General features: G+C 72.5%; 19 protein-coding genes. 12 read left to right on the top strand and 7 right to left on the bottom strand.

What is annotated here, in order from left to right:
- Window position 1: 1 nt before the first annotated feature.
- Window positions 2–964 (top strand): WYL domain-containing protein, encoded by a 963-nt coding sequence (locus ABZ939_RS32265; protein WP_361863156.1) that lies wholly within the window; start codon window positions 2–4, stop codon window positions 962–964.
- Window positions 965–984: 20 nt separating this feature from the next.
- Here ABZ939_RS32265 and ABZ939_RS32260 read toward each other — a convergent pair whose 3' ends face one another.
- A complete protein-coding gene (locus ABZ939_RS32260) occupies window positions 985–1,536 on the bottom strand; it encodes a hypothetical protein (protein ID WP_361863153.1) in 552 nt (183 codons plus the stop codon).
- 141 nt (window positions 1,537–1,677) lie between these two features.
- Here ABZ939_RS32260 and ABZ939_RS32255 point away from each other — a divergent pair, with 141 nt between their 5' ends.
- Window positions 1,678–2,652: a DJ-1/PfpI family protein gene (locus ABZ939_RS32255; protein ID WP_361863150.1), complete on the top strand. Its 975-nt coding sequence runs from the start codon at window positions 1,678–1,680 to the stop codon at window positions 2,650–2,652.
- Between the two features lie 43 nt (window positions 2,653–2,695).
- Here the strand turns inward: ABZ939_RS32255 and ABZ939_RS32250 are convergent, their stop codons facing one another.
- Window positions 2,696–3,616, bottom strand: a complete 921-nt coding sequence (locus ABZ939_RS32250; RefSeq protein ID WP_361863147.1) for an SDR family oxidoreductase — start codon at window positions 3,614–3,616, stop codon at window positions 2,696–2,698.
- A 99-nt stretch (window positions 3,617–3,715) separates the two neighbouring features.
- On the opposite strand from ABZ939_RS32250, the gene ABZ939_RS32245 reads away from it, so the two are divergent.
- On the top strand, window positions 3,716–4,234 hold the full coding sequence (locus ABZ939_RS32245) for a DUF4240 domain-containing protein (RefSeq protein ID WP_361863243.1): 519 nt from the start codon (window positions 3,716–3,718) through the stop codon (window positions 4,232–4,234).
- A 91-nt stretch (window positions 4,235–4,325) separates the two neighbouring features.
- Here ABZ939_RS32245 and ABZ939_RS32240 read toward each other — a convergent pair whose 3' ends face one another.
- Entirely contained in the window at window positions 4,326–5,111 is a 786-nt protein-coding gene (locus ABZ939_RS32240) for an SDR family oxidoreductase (RefSeq protein ID WP_361863144.1), read from the bottom strand.
- A 138-nt stretch (window positions 5,112–5,249) separates the two neighbouring features.
- Between ABZ939_RS32240 and ABZ939_RS32235 the strand changes: the two genes are divergently transcribed.
- Window positions 5,250–5,885, top strand: coding sequence for a TetR family transcriptional regulator (locus tag ABZ939_RS32235; RefSeq protein WP_361863141.1), 636 nt, complete (start codon window positions 5,250–5,252; stop codon window positions 5,883–5,885).
- Here ABZ939_RS32235 and ABZ939_RS32230 read toward each other — a convergent pair.
- Window positions 5,875–6,375, bottom strand: coding sequence for a GNAT family N-acetyltransferase (locus tag ABZ939_RS32230; protein ID WP_361863139.1), 501 nt, complete (start codon window positions 6,373–6,375; stop codon window positions 5,875–5,877). The two genes, ABZ939_RS32235 and ABZ939_RS32230, sit on opposite strands and share 11 nt — an antisense overlap.
- A 46-nt stretch (window positions 6,376–6,421) precedes the next feature.
- On the opposite strand from ABZ939_RS32230, the gene ABZ939_RS32225 reads away from it, so the two are divergent.
- Window positions 6,422–7,318 (top strand): TIGR01777 family oxidoreductase, encoded by an 897-nt coding sequence (locus ABZ939_RS32225; protein WP_361863137.1) that lies wholly within the window; start codon window positions 6,422–6,424, stop codon window positions 7,316–7,318.
- 175 nt (window positions 7,319–7,493) lie between these two features.
- Window positions 7,494–8,933, top strand: coding sequence for an NAD(P)/FAD-dependent oxidoreductase (locus tag ABZ939_RS32220; protein WP_361863135.1), 1,440 nt, complete (start codon window positions 7,494–7,496; stop codon window positions 8,931–8,933).
- 107 nt (window positions 8,934–9,040) lie between these two features.
- On the opposite strand, the gene ABZ939_RS32215 is transcribed toward ABZ939_RS32220, so the two are convergent.
- On the bottom strand, window positions 9,041–10,678 hold the full coding sequence (locus tag ABZ939_RS32215; protein WP_361863132.1) for a regulator: 1,638 nt from the start codon (window positions 10,676–10,678) through the stop codon (window positions 9,041–9,043).
- A gap of 301 nt (window positions 10,679–10,979) precedes the next feature.
- On the opposite strand from ABZ939_RS32215, the gene lipB reads away from it, so the two are divergent.
- The 4 genes from lipB to ABZ939_RS32195 all read left to right on the top strand — a co-directional run bounded on the left by lipB (window position 10,980) and on the right by ABZ939_RS32195 (window position 14,055).
- Complete coding sequence (lipB, locus tag ABZ939_RS32210) at window positions 10,980–11,789, top strand: lipoyl(octanoyl) transferase LipB (protein WP_361863129.1); 810 nt, start codon at window positions 10,980–10,982, stop codon at window positions 11,787–11,789.
- Window positions 11,790–11,891: 102 nt separating this feature from the next.
- A complete protein-coding gene (gene lipA / locus ABZ939_RS32205) occupies window positions 11,892–12,860 on the top strand; it encodes a lipoyl synthase (RefSeq protein ID WP_361863127.1) in 969 nt (322 codons plus the stop codon).
- Between the two features lie 267 nt (window positions 12,861–13,127).
- Window positions 13,128–13,340 carry a hypothetical protein gene (locus ABZ939_RS32200; RefSeq protein ID WP_361863124.1) on the top strand — a complete coding sequence of 71 codons (213 nt, stop codon included), beginning with the start codon at window positions 13,128–13,130 and terminating at the stop codon, window positions 13,338–13,340.
- A 10-nt stretch (window positions 13,341–13,350) separates the two neighbouring features.
- Entirely contained in the window at window positions 13,351–14,055 is a 705-nt protein-coding gene (locus ABZ939_RS32195) for a DUF4191 domain-containing protein (RefSeq protein WP_361863122.1), read from the top strand.
- A gap of 76 nt (window positions 14,056–14,131) precedes the next feature.
- On the opposite strand, the gene ABZ939_RS32190 is transcribed toward ABZ939_RS32195, so the two are convergent.
- Window positions 14,132–14,599, bottom strand: coding sequence for an RDD family protein (locus ABZ939_RS32190; protein WP_361863119.1), 468 nt, complete (start codon window positions 14,597–14,599; stop codon window positions 14,132–14,134).
- 232 nt (window positions 14,600–14,831) lie between these two features.
- On the opposite strand from ABZ939_RS32190, the gene glnA reads away from it, so the two are divergent.
- Together glnA and ABZ939_RS32180 are read left to right on the top strand one after the other, a co-directional pair.
- Window positions 14,832–16,241: a type I glutamate--ammonia ligase gene (gene glnA / locus ABZ939_RS32185; RefSeq protein WP_361863116.1), complete on the top strand. Its 1,410-nt coding sequence runs from the start codon at window positions 14,832–14,834 to the stop codon at window positions 16,239–16,241.
- A 220-nt stretch (window positions 16,242–16,461) separates the two neighbouring features.
- Window positions 16,462–17,118, top strand: coding sequence for a hypothetical protein (locus ABZ939_RS32180; protein WP_361863113.1), 657 nt, complete (start codon window positions 16,462–16,464; stop codon window positions 17,116–17,118).
- Between the two features lie 171 nt (window positions 17,119–17,289).
- Here ABZ939_RS32180 and ABZ939_RS32175 read toward each other — a convergent pair whose 3' ends face one another.
- Entirely contained in the window at window positions 17,290–20,289 is a 3,000-nt protein-coding gene (locus tag ABZ939_RS32175; RefSeq protein ID WP_361863110.1) for a trypsin-like peptidase domain-containing protein, read from the bottom strand.
- Between the last annotated feature and the right edge of the window lie 3 nt (window positions 20,290–20,292).

The following is a 20,292-nucleotide window of genomic DNA, read 5'->3' as shown; positions in this document are numbered from 1 at the left end:
CATGCGCGCTGCCCGGCTGATCAAGATGGTGCTTCTGCTCCAGTCCCGTCCGTCGATGACGGCGGCCGAGCTCGCCTCGGAGCTGGAGGTGTCCGAACGCACCATCACCCGCGATGCCCTCGCCCTCTCGGAGGCGGGGGTACCGGTGTATGCGGACCGGGGCAGGGCCGGCGGGTACCGGCTGATCGGCGGTTACCGCACCCGTCTGACGGGCCTGGCGCGCGGTGAGGCCGAGGCGCTCTTCCTGTCCGGACTGCCGGGCGCGCTGCGGGACATGGGGCTCGCCGACGCGGCCTCTGCGGCCCGTCTGAAGGTGTCGGCCGCGCTGCTGCCCTCCCTGCGGGACGCCCCCGAGTCGGTGGCGCAGCGCTTCCATCTGGACGCACCCGGCTGGTACCAGGAGCCGGAGACGCCCGAGCTGCTCGCCCCGATCGCGGAGGCCGTCTGGGACGACCGGATGATCTCGGCCCGCTACCGTCGCGGGGACACCGAGGTGGAGCGCGAACTGGCGCCGTACGGGCTCGTGCTGAAGGCGGGCGTCTGGTACCTCTGCGCGCGATCGGGCGCCGCGATCCGTACCTACCGGGTGGACCGCTTCACGGCGGTCGCCCTGGGCGAGGAGCGCTTCGACCGGGAAGAGGACTTCGACCTGCCGGCCTTCTGGGCGGACCGCGCGGCCGAGTTCGCCCGCTCGCTGCTGCGGGCGGAGGTCGTGCTGCGGCTCTCGGAGGCGGGCGCGCGCCGGCTGCCGTACGCGACGGATCGCGCGGCGGCGGAGGAGGCGCTGGCGGGCGCCGCGAAGGACGCCGAGGGGCGGGTGACGGCGACGCTCCTCGTGGAGAACGAGGAGGTCGCCTTCGGCCAGCTGCTCGCGCTCGGTCCGGAGGCGGAGGTCCTCGCCCCGGAGTCCCTGCGGGCCCGTTTCGCGGAGGCGGCCCGGGGGCTCGCGGCGCTCTACGGGTGAGCGGGCCTGGACGGCTCCCCTCAGGCCAGGACGGCCATCGCCAGGGCGCCCGAGGCGTCGACGACGCAGCACCATTCCGACCAGGCCCGGGGAACGACCTTTCCGGTCCGGTGGTGGACGAGGTCCCAGACCGCATGCGCCAGCCAGCCTGCGGCCAGCAGGCGGAGCCCCAGGGTCTCGTCGACGGCCAGGGCGATCAGGGCCACGGCCGCGAAGCCGAGAAGCCCCGCGAGTTGGCGGACGAGGGCGCCCGCCGGGCGCAGTTCCCCGCGCAACGCGCCGAAGGCCAGGTAGCACAGCGGCATGAGGACGAGGAGCCCGGCCAGCAGCTCCCGGCCCGGGAGGCCGTCGACGAAGGTGACGACCGCCAGGGCGAGCGCGAGGAGGGTGGGCCATCGGTGTGCGAGGGCGCGCGGGAGGCGGGCCACGGCGGATCCGGGAGGCGCCGCGAGCGTCCCGTCGCCCCTGGCCGCCCAGCCGTCCCGGGCGTCACGGCCGTCGCGGGCGTCACCTTCGTCCCGGCCATCGCAGCCGACGCGGGCGTCGCCGTCGCGCGTGGAGTCGATCGTCATGGCGTCTCCCGGAGGTGTCGTGAGGAGGGGGCGGGGCGGTTCCCTCGTCACTCTGCGGCCCTGCCGGCCCCGTCCGCGCGCGGAGGGCGGACCGATGTCCGTGGCCTTGGGGTACCCGTCCTTCCGGCATAGGGTCGCCGCATGGCGGAGCGGCTCATGGTGGTGGTCGGCTACGAATCGGCCGAGTTGCTGGACATCGCGGGGGTCACCACGAGCCTGGCGATGGCCAACGGGATCGGTGATCCCGCGGTGCCGTACCGGGTGAGCGTGGTCGGTCCGGGCGGCGCACCGATCGTCTGCGGCTCGGGGCTCTCCCTGCAGAGTCAGCAGTCCCTCGAACGGCTCGTCGGCCCGATCGACACCCTGATCGTGTCGGGCGGTGTCGGAATCGAGCGGGCCGCCGACGACCGACGACTCGTGGGGCACGTCCGGCGGCTGGCCAAGGAGAGCCGGCGGGTGGCCTCGGTGTGCACCGGGGCGGGTGTGCTGGCCGCCGCCGGGCTCCTCGACGGCCGTCGCGCCACGACGCACTGGCAGTTCGCGCCCCGGCTCGCCGCCCGCCATCCGCGGGTCGAGGTGGACGCGGCCCCGATCTACATCCGTGACGGAAACGTGTACACCTCGGCGGGCATCACCAGCGCGATGGACCTCACCCTGGCCTTCATCGAGGAGGACCACGGCCCCGAGTTGGCCCGCCAGGTGGCCCGCAACCTGGTCGTCTATCTGCAACGGCCTGGAACACAGGCGCAGATGAGCCTCTTCACGGCCGCCCCGCCACCCCGCAACGACCTGGTCCGCGAGCTCGTCGAGCACATCACCGCCCACCCGGACCACGATCTGGGCCCGGCGGCCCTGGCCGCGCGCGCGGGCGTGACCCCGCGTCACCTCACCCGGTTGTTCGTTGAGCACCTCGGGGAGCCGCCGGGCCGGTTCGTCCGGCGGGCCCGCACCGAGGCGGCCGCGCAGCTCCTCGCGTCGACCGAGCTGCCCATGACAGGGGTGGCCGCCCGCTGCGGGTTCGGCACCGCCGAGTCGCTGCGGCAGGCCTTCGTCGGCCGGTACGGGGTCTCCCCCGCCCACTTCCGGGCGACCCAGACCCGCCGGGCGCCCCGGTGACGCGCGACACGTGGCGGGCGCGCGCCACCGGGGCCGGTGCTTCCTACCGGTAGTCGTCCACCGAGACGTTCTCGTCCGTCTCCTTGGCGATGATGAAGCCCCAGGCGTCCGGCTGCGAACCGTCGGCGTCCGTGAAGCCGTACTCCTTGGCGAGCTGGCCGCTGGAGAGCGACTGCCCGTTCCAGCGCGCCCGGTCCGGATCCGCGGCGAGTGCGGCGACGGCGCGGCCGACGTAGACCGGGGACTCGGCGACCGCGAAGTCCGGGATCTTCTCGGTCGCGTCGCGCCAGTTCTCCTCCGTCACGCCGAACGCCGCCAGCATCTGCTCGGAGCGCAGCCAGCCCGGGGTGAGCGCGACGGCGGTGCTCCCCACGTCCTTGAGGTCGTGGGCGAGTGCGAACGCCATCCGAAGGGGCGCGTTCTTCGCGAGGTCGTAGAAGAAGTTGTTCCGGAAGCGGGTGTTGTACTCGGTCGTGCCGTCGGTCATCTCGACGACCAGGCCGCCGGGGTGCCTGATGAGCAGGGGCAGCGCGAGGCGGGAGGTGATCGCGTGCGTCTTCACACCGAGCTCCAGCATCCGCAGCCCACCCGTCAGGTCGGTCTCCCAGACCTTCTTGTCGAACTCGATCAGATGCTCCCCGCCCCAGACGTCGTTGACCAGGATGTCCAGCCGGCCCCGCTCGCGGTCGATCCGCTCGACGAGTGCCCGGACCTGCTCGGGCTCCAGATGGTCGGTGGGCACGGCGATGCCCTCGCCACCCGCCACCGTCACCAGCTCGGCGGTCTCCTCGATCGTCTCGGTCGCTCGGCCGACCTCGCTGACCTTCTCCCGGGTGGTGCGCCCTGTCACGTACACCGTGGCTCCCGCCACGCCCAGCTGTACGGCGATGGCCCGACCCGCGCCCCGCGTGGCGCCCGCGACCAGTGCGATCCTGCCGCTCAGCGGCTTCGTTTCCGTCGTCATGGAACGACAGTGACAGGAAAGTACGACATCTCCTGTCCGGTTTCATTTTGGCCGTTTCCGGGTGCGTCGCCCTCCCCCAAGCCCGATGCTTGACCCGTGATGGACGAGACGGAGTTCTGGGAGATCGTCGACACCACCCGCGAGGCCGCCGAGGGCGACCCCGAGGATCACGCCGACCTGCTCGTCGAGCGGCTGCTGCAGCTCGACCCCGACTCCGTGCTCGACTTCGCCCGCCATTTCGAGGCCCGCTACAACCGCGCGTACCGCTGGGATCTGTGGGGCGCGGCGGCGGTGCTGCTCGACGGGGCGAGCGACGACGGCTTCGACTACTTCCGCTGCTGGCTGATCGGGCAGGGCCGGGAGGTCTTCGAGGGCGCGGTGCACGATCCCGACGCGCTGGCCGAGCTGCTCGTCGACTTCGACGAGGAGATCGACGGGGACGGCGAGGAGCTCGGTTTCGCCGCCGACGAGGCGTACGAGCAGCTGACCGGTATCGAGGCGCCGGACCTCGGGATTCCGCCGCAGCCGGCGGAGCCGGAGGGCGTGGCGTTCGACCTGGAGGACGACGCGGTGCTCGCGGTGCGCTATCCACGCCTGTGGGAGCGCTTCGGCTCGTGAGCCGGTGGTGCGGACCCGGGGGACGTCGTCCCGCCCCGGGTCCGCACCGGTCTCTCGATGAACCGCAGCTCGGGGTTCACCTGGCCGAGGATCAGAAGTGGGTCCCGCCGTCGACGCGGACCTCCGTGCCGGTGATGAACTTCCCGTCCTCGCTGGCGAGCATGGCGACGACGCCGGCCACGGTCTCGGGACCGGCGAAGCCCTGGCCGAGGGCGGGGGCGAGCTTCGCGAACAGGGACCAGTCGGTGTCCTCGGGCAGGCCGGGGCCGACGGACTGCCGGCTGGCGCCGGTGCCGTCGGTCATGCCGGAGGAGATGGAGCCGGGCTGGACGGCGGTGAAGCGAATGCCCTGCTTGGCGTACTCGGCGGCGAGCGCGTGGGTCATGGACTGGATGCCGCCCTTGCTGGCCGCGTAGGCGGCCATGTACGGGTGGGCGAACATCGCCGAGGTGGAGGAGAAGTTGACCACCGCGGAGCCGTTGCCCTCCAGGAGCGCGGGGATCGCCTCGCGGATCACCAGGAAGGTGCCGGTGAGGTTGATCCGGATCACCTGCTCGAAGCCGTCGAGGCTCGTCTCGTGGGTGTGCGAGGAGCGCAGGATGCCGGCGGCGTTGACCAGCACGTCCAGACCTCCCAGCGCCTCGACGGCGGCGGCGACGCCCGCGCGGACGGAGGCTTCGTCGGCCACGTTCACGACCACGGTCGTCAGCCGGTCCGCGGCGGCGTCCGCCTTGGCGACGGTGTCCTTCAGCCCGTCCTCACTGATGTCCGCGGCGACGACGCGGCCGCCCTCGGCGAGCATGCGCAGCACGGTGGCCTGGCCGATGCCCGAGCCGCCACCGGTGACCAGTGCGCGGCGTCCTTCGTAGCGGTTCATGTCCTGTCCGACCTTTCGACGACGAGTCTCTCGGGGGCGAGTCTCTCGATGCTTGGGACACCGTACGCCTGAGTGGCACGTTTTGCCATAGTTGCATGAAATGCGTGGTCGGCAGAGGCGGGGCGTACCCTTCGTACGGTGAGCACCAAGCCCCCCTCCCTGACGGAGCGCCGTAAGGCCGCCACCCAGCTCGACATCGCCCGGGCCGCCGCCGAGCTCTTCACCGAGCGCGGTCCGGACGGCACCACGGCCGAGGACATCGCCCTGCGCGCCGGGGTCGCCCTGCGGACCTTCTACCGCTACTTCCGCTCCAAGCAGGACGCCGTCGCACCGCTCCTGGCGGGCGGTGCGGACCGCTGGCGGGAGTCGCTCGCGGCGGCCGAGCCGGGATCGACGGTCCCGGCCGCGCTGGAACGTTCGATCAGGGAGGCGCTCGCGGCGGCGGACGAGGAGGCCGCCGAGGGGCTGCGGTGGACGCGCGGGCTGTTGCGGGCGGCCGCCGAGGACCCGGCGCTGCGGGCGGTCTGGTACCGGGTCAACCAGGAGTCGGAGGAGAAGCTGCTGGCCGTGGTGGCCCAGCTGGCCGGCCCGGACGCCGACCCGCTGGAGGTACGGCTCGCGGCGGCGGCGGCCACCGACGCGATCCGGGTGGCTCTGGAGGCGTGGGCGGAGACGGACGCGCCGGTACGGGGCAAGGGCGCACCGGCCGAACTCGCGGTGCGCTGTCTGCGCGAACTGATGGGCGGGATGGCCCCGTTGACGCCTAGGAAGTGACCGAACGGCCCATCAGGACGTCGTCGACGTACGCCCCGTCCAGGAAGAACTCGCCGGGCAGGACACCCTCGACCACGAAGCCCTCGGACTCGTAGAGGGCGCGGGCGGGCTTGTTGTGGCCGAGGACGCGCAGCGTGATCCGGGTGCCGCCCTGCCGCCGGGTCTCCGCCATGGCGGCCCGCAGCAGTCCGCGGGCCACGCCCTGGCCGCGGGCGCTCTCGGCGACGGCGAGTCCCTGGATCTGGCGGACGTGTGCGTTGCAGGCGAGCGGGGTGGGGGTCCCGAGCCGCAGATAGCCCACGACGGTGTCCCCGATCTCCGCGACCAGATAGTCCTCGGGGCGGTGCCGCTCGTCGAAGAACGGGGCGTACGGGGGCTCCGGCGCGGGCTGCACGGCGTGCAGCGGCGACCAGGTGGCGCGATCCAGCTCCCCGAGGGCGGCCTCGTCGGAGGGAAGGGCCCGTCGTATGTGCGTCTCCGGCGCGGTCATGTCGGCCACTGTGCCACGTCCGGGCCGGGGAGGGCAGGATGGCCCCATGCAACCCTCCCGAATCGCGGTCACCGGCGCCTCCGGACTCATCGGCTCCGCCCTGGTGCGCTCCCTGCGCGCCGACGGCCACCAGGTCTCCCGTCTGGTGCGGCGGCCCGCCCGGACCGCCGACGAGGTCGAGTGGGACCCCGCGCGGCTGTACGTGGACGCGGCGGGGCTCGTCGGCGTGGAGGCGGTCGTGCATCTGGCGGGCGCCGGGGTCGGTGAGCGCCGCTGGAGCGAGGCGTACAAGAAGGAGATCCGCGACAGCCGCGTGCTCGGCACGACGGCGATCTCCCAGGCCCTCGCCTCGCTGGCCGACCCGCCGAAGGTCCTGGTGTGCGGCACGGCGCTCGGCTACTACGGCGACACGGGCTCGCGCGCGGTGGACGAGAGCGCGCCCGCGGGCGAGGGGTTCCTGCCCTCGGTGTGCGTGGAGTGGGAGGCCGCGGCGGCCCCCGCCGAGGAGGCCGGCATCCGGGTCGCGTACGCCCGCACGGGCCTGGTGGTGGCCCGCGAGGGCGGGGCGTGGGGCCGGCTCTTCCCGATCTTCCGCGCCGGGGTGGGCGGCCGGATGGGTGACGGGCGCCAGTACTGGAGCTTCATCTCGCTGCACGACGAGGTGGCCGCCCTGCGGCATCTGATCGACACCGACACCCTCTCGGGCCCGGTGAATCTGACGGCCCCCGACCCGGTCACCAACCGCGAGGTGACGGCGGCGATGGGCCGCGTGCTGCGCCGCCCGACGGTCTGCGCGGTCCCCGCGCCGGCGCTCAGGCTCGTGCTCGGGGACTTCGCGCAGGATGTGCTGGGCAGTCAGCGGGTGGTGCCGGGCCGGTTGTTGGAGTCCGGCTTCCGGTTCGCGTTCCCCACGATCGACGAGTCGATCCGCGCGGCCGCCTGACGTCCGGCGGGGGCACGGCGCGTGCGACCCCGTGCTTCGTGCACCCCGCCGCGCGCGGCTGGCGCCCGTGGGCGCGCTGCCTAGGCTGGCAGGCCCTGAATGCGAACTCGGGCATTCCTGGGGACGGTTGGGGGCATAGGCCTCCCACCAGCCGCGCCGACCTGGGGAGGGGCACGTGCTCAGTACCGCACGTCATTCGGACGCCGTCACGGACGTCGTCGTCGTGGGAGCCGGCATCGCGGGGCTCGCGGCCGCCCACCGGCTGACCAGCGCCGGAATAGGTGTCACGGTCCTGGAGGCCGGACCACGGGTCGGCGGCCGGATGGCCACCGACGACATCGACGGCTTCCGACTCGACCGGGTCGGGCCGCTGTTGACCGCCTCGTACGCGGAACTGTCCCGCACACCCGGCCTGGGCGGGGTGGCACTGCGGCCCTTCGCACCGGGAGCGCTGGTGCACAGCGACGGACGGTACGTCAGGATCGGCGAACCGTTCCCGCACGCCCCCTGGCGCACGGGGCCCGCCCGGGGGACGGGATCCGCCCGGGCCGCGGGATCCGCCCGGAGCGCGGGATCTGCCCGGGGTGCCGCCCCCTGGGGCGTAGGGAGGGGGTCCCCCCACGCCCCCTGGGGCGTAGGGGGCGCTTTCACGGTGGCGCGCGCCCTCGCGAGCGCCCCTCGACATCCGGCCGCCTCGCTCGACCAGGCGCGTCTCGGTGCCTCGCTGGCGCGGCTCGCGGCCACGCCGGCGCAGCGGTTGCTGACCCGTCCGGAGCGGCCCGCGCGCGAGGCCCTGGCGGCCCGGCTGCCGGCCCGTACCGTGCAGGGGGTGCTGCGGCCGCTGGTCGCCGCGCTGCTCGGCGACCCCGACCTGGCCACCTCCAGCCGCTGGGTCGATCTGGCGCTGCGCGCGTTCGCCCGGGGACGGCTGTGCGTACCGGAGGGCGGGTCGGCCACGCTGCCCGACCTGCTGGCCGCGACGCTGCCGCCCGGCACGGTCCGTACGGGCGTGAGGGCGACCGAGATCTCGGTCGACAAGGTCGTGACGGCCGAGCACGGGGTGTTCCGCTGCCGCTCGGTCCTCCTGGCGACGGGCGCCCGCACGGCCGCCGAGCTGCTGCCCGGGCTGCGTACCCCGGCCTTCCATCCGGTCACCGTGCTGCACCACACCGCTCCGGCCGCCCCCGCCGCCGACCCGGTCCTGCTCCTGGAGTCCGACCCGGGAGGCCCGGTCGCGCACACGGCGGTCATGAGCGCCGTCGACCCCACGCGCGCCCCCGAGGGCCGGGTGCTGGTCACCTCGACGGTCCTGGGCACCCCGCCGGACGACCCCGACCGCCGGGTCCGCAAGCACCTCGCGACCCTGCACGGCACGTCGACGGACGAGTGGGAGCTCCTCGCCCTCCACCACACGCCGGACGCCGTTCCCGCGATGCCCCCGCCCCACGACCCACGCCGCCCGGTCCGTCTCCTCGCCGGCCTGTACGTCTGCGGCGACCACCGCGACACGTCCACACCGCAGGGCGCCCTGTCCTCGGGCCGCCGCGCGGCCCAGGCGGTCCTGGGAGACCTGGGCGTCCGCGCCCGTGAGGAATCGACAACGGAGGCGGCCTGACGCCACCCCGCCCCCGTGTGGGCAATCGTCCCGCCGGGGCGGAACGCATGCCCACAACGGGGGCCTCAGGGGCCGGGGTGGCGGGCGCATGGGCGCGCCCGCCCGTGTCAGCCGATCGCCGCCACGCGGTCGCGGTAGGTGCGGACGGCCGCCGCGTCGCGGTACGGCTCCAGGCGGCGCTCGAAGTCGCGTACGTACTCCACCGCGCGCGCCGAGCGCATCTCGGAGGCTTGCTGCGCCGCTTCCGCGCCCAGCGCGCACGCCTGGTCCAGCTCGCCGAGGCCGAGGCGGGCCGAGGCGAGGACCACGCGGCAGAAGAGGCGGCTGCGGGCGAAGCCGGGCGCCCGCAGCTGGAGGGAGCGTTCGGCGTGCTGCGCCGCCGGCCGGTACTGCTGGAGGTCCCGGTGGCAGTGGCCGAACTCGTCGGCCAGCTGCGCCTCGTCGAAGGGCCGCGCCCAGTACGGCACGTCGTCGCCCGGCCGGGCCGCCTCCAGCGCCCGCTCGGCCCGGGCGAGCGAGGCGCTGCACGCCCGCGCCTCGCCGAGCACGCCGTGTCCGCGCGCCTCCACCGCGTGCAGCAGCGCCTGGACGACCGGCGGCGCGGCGGAGCCCACGCCCTGCTGCGCGACCCGCGCCAGCTGCACCGCCTCGCGCCCATGACCGAGGTACACCGCCTGCCGGCTCATGGTGATCAGGACGTACGAGCCGTACGCCCGGTCCCCCGCCGCCTGCGCCAGGCGCAGCGCCTGGACGAAGTACCGCTGGGCCAGGCCGTGGGCGGCGATGTCGAACGAGGTCCAGCCGGCCAGCCTCGTCAGGTCGGCGGCGGCGGCGAACAGCCGGCGGCCGACGGACTCCCCGTACGTGCCGCGCAGCATCGGCTCGGCCTCGTGCTCCAGGTAGCGGACGAGGGCCTGCCGGGCGTGGCCGCCGCCGTAGGCGTGGTCGAGGGTGCGGAACAGCTCGCCGACCGAGCGGAGGGCGGCGATGTCGCCGCTGGAGACCCGCTGCCCGGGGCCCCGGTCGGTGCCGCGCTGGCGGGGGACGGAGAGCCGGCCCTGCTGCGCCGGGACCCGGGGGTCCTGGAGGGGGCGGCGCGCGTCCGTGGCGAGCCGTCCGCCGTCCGGGGCCGGACGCGCCTCGGCGCCCGGGCGGGGGTCGGTGCCCGGGCGGCTGTCGGTGCGGGTCTCGATGCGGGCGTCGGTCGCGAGCCGACCGTCCGGACCGAGCCGAACGTCCGGACCGAGCCGGCCGTCCTGGCCGAGGCGGCCGTTCGGCGCCGCCATCTCCCCGCGGGCCACCCGCTCGTCCGCCCGGCCGATCAGCCAGTCCCGGCTCGGCACCACGAGCCCGGCCGGGGTGAAGGCGATCTTGCGGAGCTCGACATGGCTGCCGGAGTCCTTCCGCCACAGCCCGCTGACGATGTCGACCGCCTCCTCGGGCGTCGCCGCGAACTCCAGACCCGCGTAGACGGGGGCACAGGCGTCGAGACCGAGGTCCTGCGCGGAGAGGCGGCGGCCCAGACGCCGGGTGAAGACCTCGGCGATCAGGGCGGGCGTGGTGCCCCGCGGCTGCTGACCGCGCAGCCAGCGGGTCACGGAGGTCTTGTCGTACCGCAGGTCGAGTCCGTGCTCCAGGCCGAGCTGGTCCACCCTTCTCGCCAGGCCCGCGTTGGAGAACCCGGCTTCGGCGATGAGCGCGGCGAGCTGGCGGTTCGGGATGCGCTGCGGGGGTCGTTCCGTCATCAGCTGTGCGGTCTCCTGCCTTCCGGGCCCGGGTGCAAGCCCGTATGGACCCTCATGGAACGGCGTGAATTTAGCGGCCCCCAGCGCCCATACCGCCTCCTTCGCCCCACATTCATCCGATCGTGTGAGGATTGAGGCCGCCGCTGACGTAGGCGCCCTCACCCCCGATCCCCGCCGCACCTGCCGAACGGGTGTCCGCGGCGCCGCCGTACAGTGGCATGGGCGCGAATGACGCATGGTGCCGAGCCGGCCCCGGGACGATCCCCGGAACGCGGCAGGGCACCCAGGAGGAGGCACTGCCGTGAGTGAGCTGCGATTCGTCCGTCTGGGCTTCGGTGAGGACGCCGTCGAGTACCAGGTGGCCTGGGACAAGCAGCGCGAGGTGCACACCGCCCGGTTCGCCGATGAGGTCTCCGACACCTGTCTACTCCTGGAGCACCCGCCCGTGTACACGGCGGGCCGGCGCACGGAGGACAGCGAGCGCCCCCTGGACGGGACGCCGGTCGTGGACGTGGACCGCGGCGGAAAGATCACCTGGCACGGCCCCGGTCAGCTCGTCGGCTACCCGATCATGAAGCTGCCCCGCCCGGTCGACGTCGTCGCGCACGTCCGCCGTCTCGAGGAGGCGCTGATCCGTACGGCCGCCGAGTTCGGCGTGGAGACCACCCGGATCGAGGGCCGCAGCGGTGTCTGGGTCCTCGGCGATCCGGTGGAGCAGCGTCCGTCGCTCGGCGGGCTGTCGCTGGACTTCGACCCGCGACTCAGCGACCCGGAGTTCGACCCGCGGCTCAACGGCCCGGAGTACGCCCCGTCCAACGCCGGCCAGCGCCGCGAGGACCGCAAGCTGGCCGCGATCGGCATCCGCGTCGCCAAGGGCGTCACGATGCACGGCTTCGCCCTGAACGTGAACCCGGACAACGCCTGGTTCGACCGGATCATCCCGTGCGGGATCCGGGACGCCGGGGTGGCCTCGCTGGCGAGCGAGCTGGGCCGGGACATCACGATCGAGGAGGTCCTGCCGGTGATCGAGAAGCACCTGCGGGAGGTCCTGGAGAACGCGGAGCTGAAGCCGCGCGAGGTGGAGCGACCGGCGGAGCCGGTGACCCCCTAGGGAATGCCGAGCTCTGGCCAGAGGTTGGCCAGACGTCAGACCGCAGGAACAACGGGCGTACCCTGGTGTGCGCCGAAGAATCGAAGCTACAGGGAGCCGGTCGTGTCCGCAGTCGCACCCGACGGACGCAAGATGCTGCGCCTTGAGGTCCGTAACGCCCAGACCCCCATCGAGCGCAAGCCCGAGTGGATCAAGACCCGGGCGAAGATGGGTCCCGAGTACACGAAGATGCAGAGCCTCGTGAAGAGCGAGGGCCTGCACACGGTCTGCCAGGAGGCGGGCTGTCCCAACATCTTCGAGTGCTGGGAGGACCGCGAGGCGACCTTCCTCATCGGCGGTGACCAGTGCACGCGGCGCTGCGACTTCTGCCAGATCGACACGGGCAAGCCGGAGGCGCTGGACCGTGACGAGCCGCGCCGCGTGGGCGAGTCGGTCGTCACGATGGACCTGAACTACGCCACGATCACCGGCGTCGCGCGCGACGACCTGGAGGACGGCGGCGCCTGGCTGTACGCGGAGACCGTGCGCCAGATCCACGAGCAGACCGCGAACCGCGCCGACGGCCGTACGAAGGTGGAGCTGCTCGCCCCCGACTTCAACGCGGTGCCGGAGCTCCTCGAAGAGGTCTTCGCCTCCCGCCCCGAGGTCTTCGCGCACAACGTCGAGACGGTGCCGCGGATCTTCAAGCGCATCCGCCCCGGCTTCCGCTACGAGCGTTCGCTGGACGTGATCACGAAGGCCCGTGACTACGGTCTGGTCACGAAGTCGAACCTGATCCTCGGCATGGGCGAGACCCGCGAGGAGATCAGCGAGGCGCTGCAGCAGCTGCACGCCGCCGGCTGCGAGCTGATCACGATCACGCAGTACCTGCGCCCGTCGGTGCGCCACCACCCCGTGGAGCGCTGGGTGAAGCCGCAGGAGTTCGTGGAGCTGAAGGAGGAGGCCGACGAGATCGGCTTCTCCGGTGTGATGTCGGGCCCGCTGGTCCGTTCCTCGTACCGCGCGGGCCGGCTGTTCCAGCAGGCGATCGAGAAGCGCGGCGCGGTCGACAACGCCACGCAGGCTGTGTGAATTCACGCACAAGCAGTTACCGGCCGGTAATGGCCGAATCCCCCGCGGCTCGTACGCATCCCCAGGTCAGGGTGGTCGTACGGGCCGCGGCGGCGTTTCCGGAGTCGTACGAATGGCCGCATCAACGTTTCATCAGTGTTTGACCACCGGGTCATGCGCTGGTAACACCAATCTGTGAGCCTGGCTTCACACACCGCCACATCCCGAGCGACGCGTCTCGCTCAGCCCCCCACCTCATCTCATCCATGCTTGAGGGAGGACCCCGTCATGCAGGCCGCGACCCACGTCCGCGCCACCGCGATCCCGTCCGTCACCGACGCCCTGCGGGCCGTCGAGGCCCTGCTGCTCGCCGGCGGGCAGCGGACCGCCCGCCGCAACGCCTGGACCTCCGTCCTGGAGGACCGCCGCCGCGCCAAGGACCGGGTCGAGGCCCAGCATGTGATGGAGGCGGTGGCTGGCCGCACTTCGCGGGCCACGTAAACTTCAGGACATGGCGAGGAAGGCAAACACGGGCAGCGGAGACGCTGCGAACCAGGGGCGACTGAAGCAGATCGCCCTCACGTACAAGATGACCCGAAAGGCCGATCCGAAGGTCGGGCTTGTCGTCGCGGGCGTGGGCATCGTCGTACTCGGTGTCCTCCTCGCGATCGGCTTCCTGATCGGGCACCCGGTCTATCTGGGCATCCTGGGCTTCATCCTGGCGCTGCTCGCGATGGCGATCGTCTTCGGACGGCGTGCCGAGCGCGCGGCCTTCGGCCAGATGGAGGGGCAGCCCGGCGCGGCGGCCGCGGTCCTGCAGAACATCGGGCGCGGCTGGACGACGACCCCGGCGATCGCGATGAACAAGAGCCAGGACGTCGTGCACCGCGCGGTCGGCAAGGCCGGCATCGTGCTGGTGGCCGAGGGCAACCCGAACCGGCTGAAGCCGCTGCTCGCGGCCGAGAAGAAGAAGATGGCCCGGATCGTCGTGGACGTCCCGGTGACCGACATCATCGTCGGCAACGGCGAGGGTCAGGTGCCGCTGAAGCAGGTCCGGACGAAGATGCTGAAGCTGCCGCGGGTGCTCTCCGGCCCGCAGGTGACGGCGGCCAACGACCGGCTGCGCGCGATGGGCGACCTGATGAGCAACATGCCCCTGCCGAAGGGCCCCATGCCGAAGGGCATGCGGATGCCGCGCGGCGGAAAGATGCGCTGAGGCCTCGACACGACGAAGGCGCCCCGGAACCGATCGGTTCCGGGGCGCCTTCGTTCTTCGGCTTTCGTTCTTCGTGTCAGATGCGGACCTGTACAGCGCCGGAGAAGCGGTCGTGGAGGCCGCGGCCGTCGCGGTCCCAGATGAGGGCCGGGACGGCGAGGCAGACCAGGACACTGCGGAGCACGACGCGAAGGATGCCGAGCCGGCCGCCGTTCACCGAGGCGACCCGCAGGCCGAAGAGCCGCTTACCGGGAGTGAAGCCGATGGTGCCGACCGTCAGCACGCTCAGCACGAGCAGGATGACGAGCGCCCAGTTGCCGGTCGCCTGGCTGTAGCCATCGGTGACCAGGCCGTATGCGATCAGCATGCACAGCGCCCAGTCGACGGCGAGGGCGCCGATCCTGCGGCCGGGGCGGGCGATCGAGCCGGGACCCTCTTCTGGAAGTCCGAGCTGTTGCCCCCGGTAACCGAAGTCGACGCCTGCGTCCTCGGCCGCCGCGCGGGGTCCCGAGAGCCACGATCCCATTGCTTGCCTGTTGTCCACGCGTCCACGTTACTGTGCCCGTTTTTGATCACTTCGGCCCGGGTCTCGGTCGGGCGGGGACCGGCGCTTCGCGATGCCGGCCACACCCGCCCCGGTTAACTTGGGCGAAACAAATGGGTCATGCTTGAGAAATCCCGTCTGCCTATGGTCGGGTCCAGCGTGTGCCACCGCACTGGCCGCACGACCGAGCTGCAACCCCGCCCCTCCCCGGGCCGGGAGTAGGAGGAGTTGGATGTTCCAGAACGCCGACGAGGCCAAGAAGTTCATCAAGGACAACGACGTCAAGATGGTGGACGTCCGTTTCTGTGACCTTCCGGGAGTGATGCAGCACTTCACGATCCCGGCGACGGCGTTCGACCCGTCCGAGGAGCTCGCCTTCGACGGCTCGTCGATCCGCGGTTTCCAGGCCATCCACGAGTCCGACATGGCGCTGCGCGCCGACCTGTCGACGGCCCGCCTGGACCCGTTCCGCCGCGACAAGACGCTGAACATCAACTTCTTCATCCACGACCCGATCACGGGCGAGCAGTACAGCCGTGACCCGCGCAACATCGCGAAGAAGGCCGAGGCGTACCTCGCCTCCACCGGCATCGCCGACACCGCGTACTTCGGCCCCGAGGCCGAGTTCTACGTCTTCGACTCGGTGCGCTTCGAGACCTCCGCGAACCAGGGCTTCTACCACATCGACTCCGAGGCCGGCGCCTGGAACACCGGCGCGCTCGAGGACAACCGTGGTTACAAGGTCCGCTACAAGGGCGGCTACTTCCCGGCCCCGCCGGTCGACCACTTCGCCGACCTGCGCGCGGAGATCTCCCTGGAGCTGGAGAACGTCGGCCTCCAGGTCGAGCGCCAGCACCACGAGGTCGGCACCGCCGGCCAGGCCGAGATCAACTACAAGTTCAACACGCTGCTCGCCGCGGCCGACGACCTGATGCTCTTCAAGTACATCGTGAAGAACGTCGCCTGGCGCAACGGCAAGACCGCGACCTTCATGCCGAAGCCGATCTTCGGTGACAACGGCTCGGGCATGCACGTCCACCAGTCGCTGTGGTCGAACGGCGACCCGCTGTTCTACGACGAGCAGGGCTACGCGGGCCTGTCGGACACCGCCCGCTACTACATCGGCGGCATCCTGAAGCACGCCCCGTCGCTGCTGGCCTTCACCAACCCGACGGTGAACTCCTACCACCGCCTGGTCCCCGGCTTCGAGGCCCCGGTCAACATGGTCTACTCGCAGCGCAACCGCTCCGCGGCCATGCGTATCCCGATCACGGGCTCGAACCCGAAGGCCAAGCGCGTCGAGTTCCGCGCGCCGGACCCGTCCTCGAACCCGTACCTCGCCTTCTCGGCGCTGCTCCTCGCGGGCCTCGACGGCATCAAGAACAAGATCGAGCCGGCCGAGCCGATCGACAAGGACCTGTACGAGCTGGCTCCCGAGGAGCACGCGAACGTCCAGCAGGTCCCGACGTCCCTCCCGGCCGTCCTGGACGCCCTCGAGGCGGACAACGAGTACCTGCAGGCCGGCGGTGTCTTCACCTCCGACCTGATCGAGACCTGGATCGACTACAAGCGCACGAACGAGATCGCCCCGATCCAGCTGCGCCCGCACCCGCACGAGTTCGAGCTCTACTTCGACATCTAAGATCGCCGCAGGTCAGAGCGGGTTTCCGCTCGCCTGGGCCGTCTGTGGGCCGTCGGCCGTGCTCTTCCCTCACCGGAAGGCACGGCCGACGGCCGTTTCTGCGGGCGGAGCAGATGGACGGGGTACGACGGCAGGCGGCGGGCGAGACGCATTTGGTGTGGTCAGCCCTCATGCGCTTGAGTGTCCACGTCAAGTCGGTAATGAGTGCGAGGGGTTGACGTTGAGTAAGGCAGCACGGGGGATCGCGGCCGCAGTGGTGCTGATGGCCGTACTGACGGCGTGTGGTGGTTCGGACGACGGCCTGGACGCTTTCCGCGGGGACGGCGACAAGCCCCCGGTCACGCTGACGCCGGACATGGTCCGCACCGCCCTCCCCAGCAAGGCGAGCGCCCCCAAGGGCTTCGAGAGCGACGACATCGAGGTCGAGGTCGGCGACGAGGCCGTCGAGGAGTGCACCGGATCGACCGAGTCCAACTGCGGCGGGCTGCTCAGTATGGGCGCCACCGACTTCGACACGGATGACAGCGGCCGGGGCGACAGCTCCGACTACGACGGTGAGGTCGTCTTCGGCATCCTGGCCTTCCAGAGCCCGGACGATGCCAGGGCCACGTACAAGGCTCTGGTCACCGAGGAGCGCGGCAAGGCCGAGAAGGACGGAAAGAAGGCGAAGCCGGTGGAGATCGACGCCGGCGCCGAGGAGACCGAGGCCTTCGAGGACGCCGACGGCGAGACCATGGTCATGATGCGGATCGGCAGCGTCGTCGCCGTGGTGAACGGCGACGGCAAGTTCGTGGAGAAGCCGAACTACAACGACTTCGCGAAGCTCCAGATCGACCGGCTCAAGAAGACCGCCGAGGGCGGGAACCCCGACGCGTGATCGGCTGAGCCTCCAAGGCTCCGGCCCCGGCCGGGCCGCCGTCCGCCCGCGAGGCGTGCGCGGCCGCCGGGCCGGGGCGGAGGCGGGGCGCACACGCGCGGTTGACGCAGAGGGCCGCCACCCCGGAGTCCGGGGTGGCGGCCCTCGCCGTTGCGGTCGGCGGGGGGTGCTTCAGCCCTCCGCGCGCAGTAGCTCGGCCTGTGCGACGAGCCAGGACGGGCCGACCACCTCGACGTTGCCTCCCAGCGCGCCGGCCGCGCGGACCAGGGCCTCGGCGGCAGCGCGCGGGCGGGGTACGGCGCGGGCGCGGGCGGCCTCGGCGAGCTCCTGGGCCGCCGCCGCTTCCGCCGCACCGGCGATCCCCAGCGAGACCGCGGCCCGCTCGGCCGTCTCGGCCGCCTCCCCGTACCTGCCGTCGCACCAGTACGCCCACGCCAGGTTGCAGAGGCAGACGCCCTCGGCGCGAGGGTTCTCCATCAGCGACGCCTCGTTCAGCGCCTCCCGGAGCGCCGACACGGCCTCGGTCACCCGGCCCAGCGCCAGCAGGGCGATGCCTTGGGCGTTCAGGGCGTACGTGATCGCCTCGTGGCTGTCCGCCGCCCGGTAGGCGCGTGCGGCCAGCTCGCCGGAGACGATCGTCTCCTCCCAGCGCTCGAGGGTCAGGAGCGCGATCGTGCGGGCGTTGGCGGCACGGGCCTCGGTGAGGTGGTCCCCGGACGTGCGGGCCAGCTCCGTCAGCCGGTCGGCGCTGGCGAGCGCGGTCTCCCCGTCGCCCAGGGAGCTGTGCGCGAGGCTGAGGGACAGGATGGCGTGCACTTCGCCTTCCATGTCGCCGTTCTCGTGGGCCAGATCGCCGGCCCTGGCCAGGGGACCGACCGCGGCGTCGAGACGGCCGAGCTGCCGGTACGCGTCGCCGAGGCCGAAGACGGCGTTCTGCAACGCGCGGTGGTCGTCGAGCCGCTCCGCCAGGTCGACGGCCTCGGTGAACAGTTCGACCGCGTGCTCCATCGGTCCGGCGCTCAGCCGGGCGTGCCCGAAGGCACCGACGTGAGCCAGCCGGGCCCGCTCGTCCGTGAGTCGGCCGTCGATGGCCAGGTGCATCGAGATCACCCCGAGCACCGAGCCCTGCCAGACCAGCCACTCCCCCATCTCGCCGAGCACCATCGCGGCGGCGTCGAAGTCGCCGGCGCGCACCAGGTGCTCGAACTGTCGGCGCTGCGGACGGACGTCGTCCGCGGTCTGCCAGGCCGCGCGGGGCGGGGCGATGTTCGCGTACCAGTCGGCGATCCGCCGCTCGACGGCCGTGCGGCCCGTCGCGCCGTCCTCGGGCAGCTCGCCGTAGGCCAGGTCGGCGTCCATCGGGTGCAGGGCGAAGGTGCGGTGCCTTCGGTCCACCGACAGCAGGTGGATCCGTACCAGGTGGGAGAGGATCCGTACGACGTCGAGCGAGGGATCGAGACCGCCGACGATCGTCTGGATCACCGGCTGTGTCACGGGGGTGCGCAGGGCCGCGAGGACGCCGACGACCGTACGGCTCCCGGCGTCCAGCTGGCGGTGGCGGTCCTGGACGAGGCCCGCCACCACGTCACGGCGCTGGGCGTAGTCGGCCAGGATGTCCTGCAGGGTGGGGAGTGCCAGGTCGTCGTCGGCCATGGCACCGACCAGGAGCTCCAGGGCGCGCGGGACACCGTGCACCCGGACGGCCGCCTGGAGCAGCTCCTCGTCCGGCAGATGCGCGATGCCGAGGCTGCCGTCGCGGTCCAGTTCCCGCAGGAGCGCGACGGACTCGGAGGGCCGCAGCCCCTCGGAGAGGTCGACCTGGGCGACGAAGCGGCGCAGCTCGGGCGCGAGACGTACCGGGACCTGTGTCGTCACCAGCAGGCGCGGGGTGGATCTGGCCCGGAAGAGGCAGTCGAGGAAGAGCGCGACCTCCTCGTCCCGGATCCGGCCGTCGTCGTGGAGGAGGTCCTCGAAGTTGTCCATCAGGATGACGAAGAGCCGGTCGCCCATCGCGGCGAACAGCTCGTCGAGCTTGTCCTGGACGGGCAGCTGGTCGGCCCAGACCTCGCGCAGGCGGGTCCGGTGCTCGCTGCCGAGCAGCTGGGCGCAGTCGAAGTAGAGGCGCTCCAGGGAGATGCCCGACGTACGCGTGCTGAGGTTGACGAGTCCCGACGGGAGCGGCGCCTGGACGTGGCCCGGCCACTCGCCCTGGTCGAGGAGGTCCATGACCTTGGCGGCGAGCGCGCTCTTGCCCATGCCCCGGCGTCCTGTGACCGTCACCATGCGGATGGCGGGGTCGCCGAGGTGGCGGCCGATCAGGTCGAGTTCGCGGGTGCGGTTCTTGAACAGCTCGATGCCGTGGGCGACCGGCAGTCCGATCACCTTGGACCGGACGGGCGCGTCGACGGCTCCGTGGCTCGCGGCGGGTTCCTGCCCGGGGTGCGGTCCTTGCGGGCCCCCCGCTTCGGGCAGCGCCCGGGGGTCGTCGATGCCCAGCAGCGCGGCCGGCTCGGCCGGGGGCGGTGCGCCGACCGGCAGCAGCGCGTGGTCGATCCGGGCCGCGGTAAGCCGTCCCGATCCCTCCCAGCGATGGTGCTCGGCGACCACGCCGACGATGAGGTCACCGGCCCAGACCGCGGCACCCGACATCCCCGACCACGGCGACACCTGCGGGTTGGGGTCGGCTCCGGCCGGCGCGACGGTGATCTCCAGCGTGCCCGTCCTCAGGTTGGACAGCGCCGCGACGGTCCCGTCGGTCTGGTGGAGTTCCCGGAACTGTCCGCCGTCCGGTCGGCGGCGCTGCTTCCACAGCGGGAAGCCGGCGGCGTGTACGGCGACGACGGCGTGGTGGTCCGCGGTGATGCGCCCGAACCGCGCGGGCTCGACGGCCGGTGCGGTCGGTGGCGGTACGAAGGTCAGGACGGCCACGTCGCTGCCGGCGTCGCACCAGGCCACGACGGCCGACGCCTCCCACTGACCGGGCCGGTCCACGTCGAAGCGGACCCGTGTCCCGGCGGTGTCGGTCACCACGTGGGCGGCGGTGAGCACCGTCGTGTCGGTGATCCGGTAGCCCGAGCCGCGCCGGCGGCCGGCCGAGGTGGTGACGATGACCTCGGCGATGCGGTGCGGGTCGAGTCCGCCGTCGGGTCGGCCGGTGGTGGTCGTGGGCATGGT

Source organism: Streptomyces sp. NPDC046712, from assembly GCF_040645695.1.
GTDB lineage: Bacteria > Actinomycetota > Actinomycetes > Streptomycetales > Streptomycetaceae > Streptomyces.
This window is presented reverse-complemented; position numbering and strand designations above follow the sequence as displayed.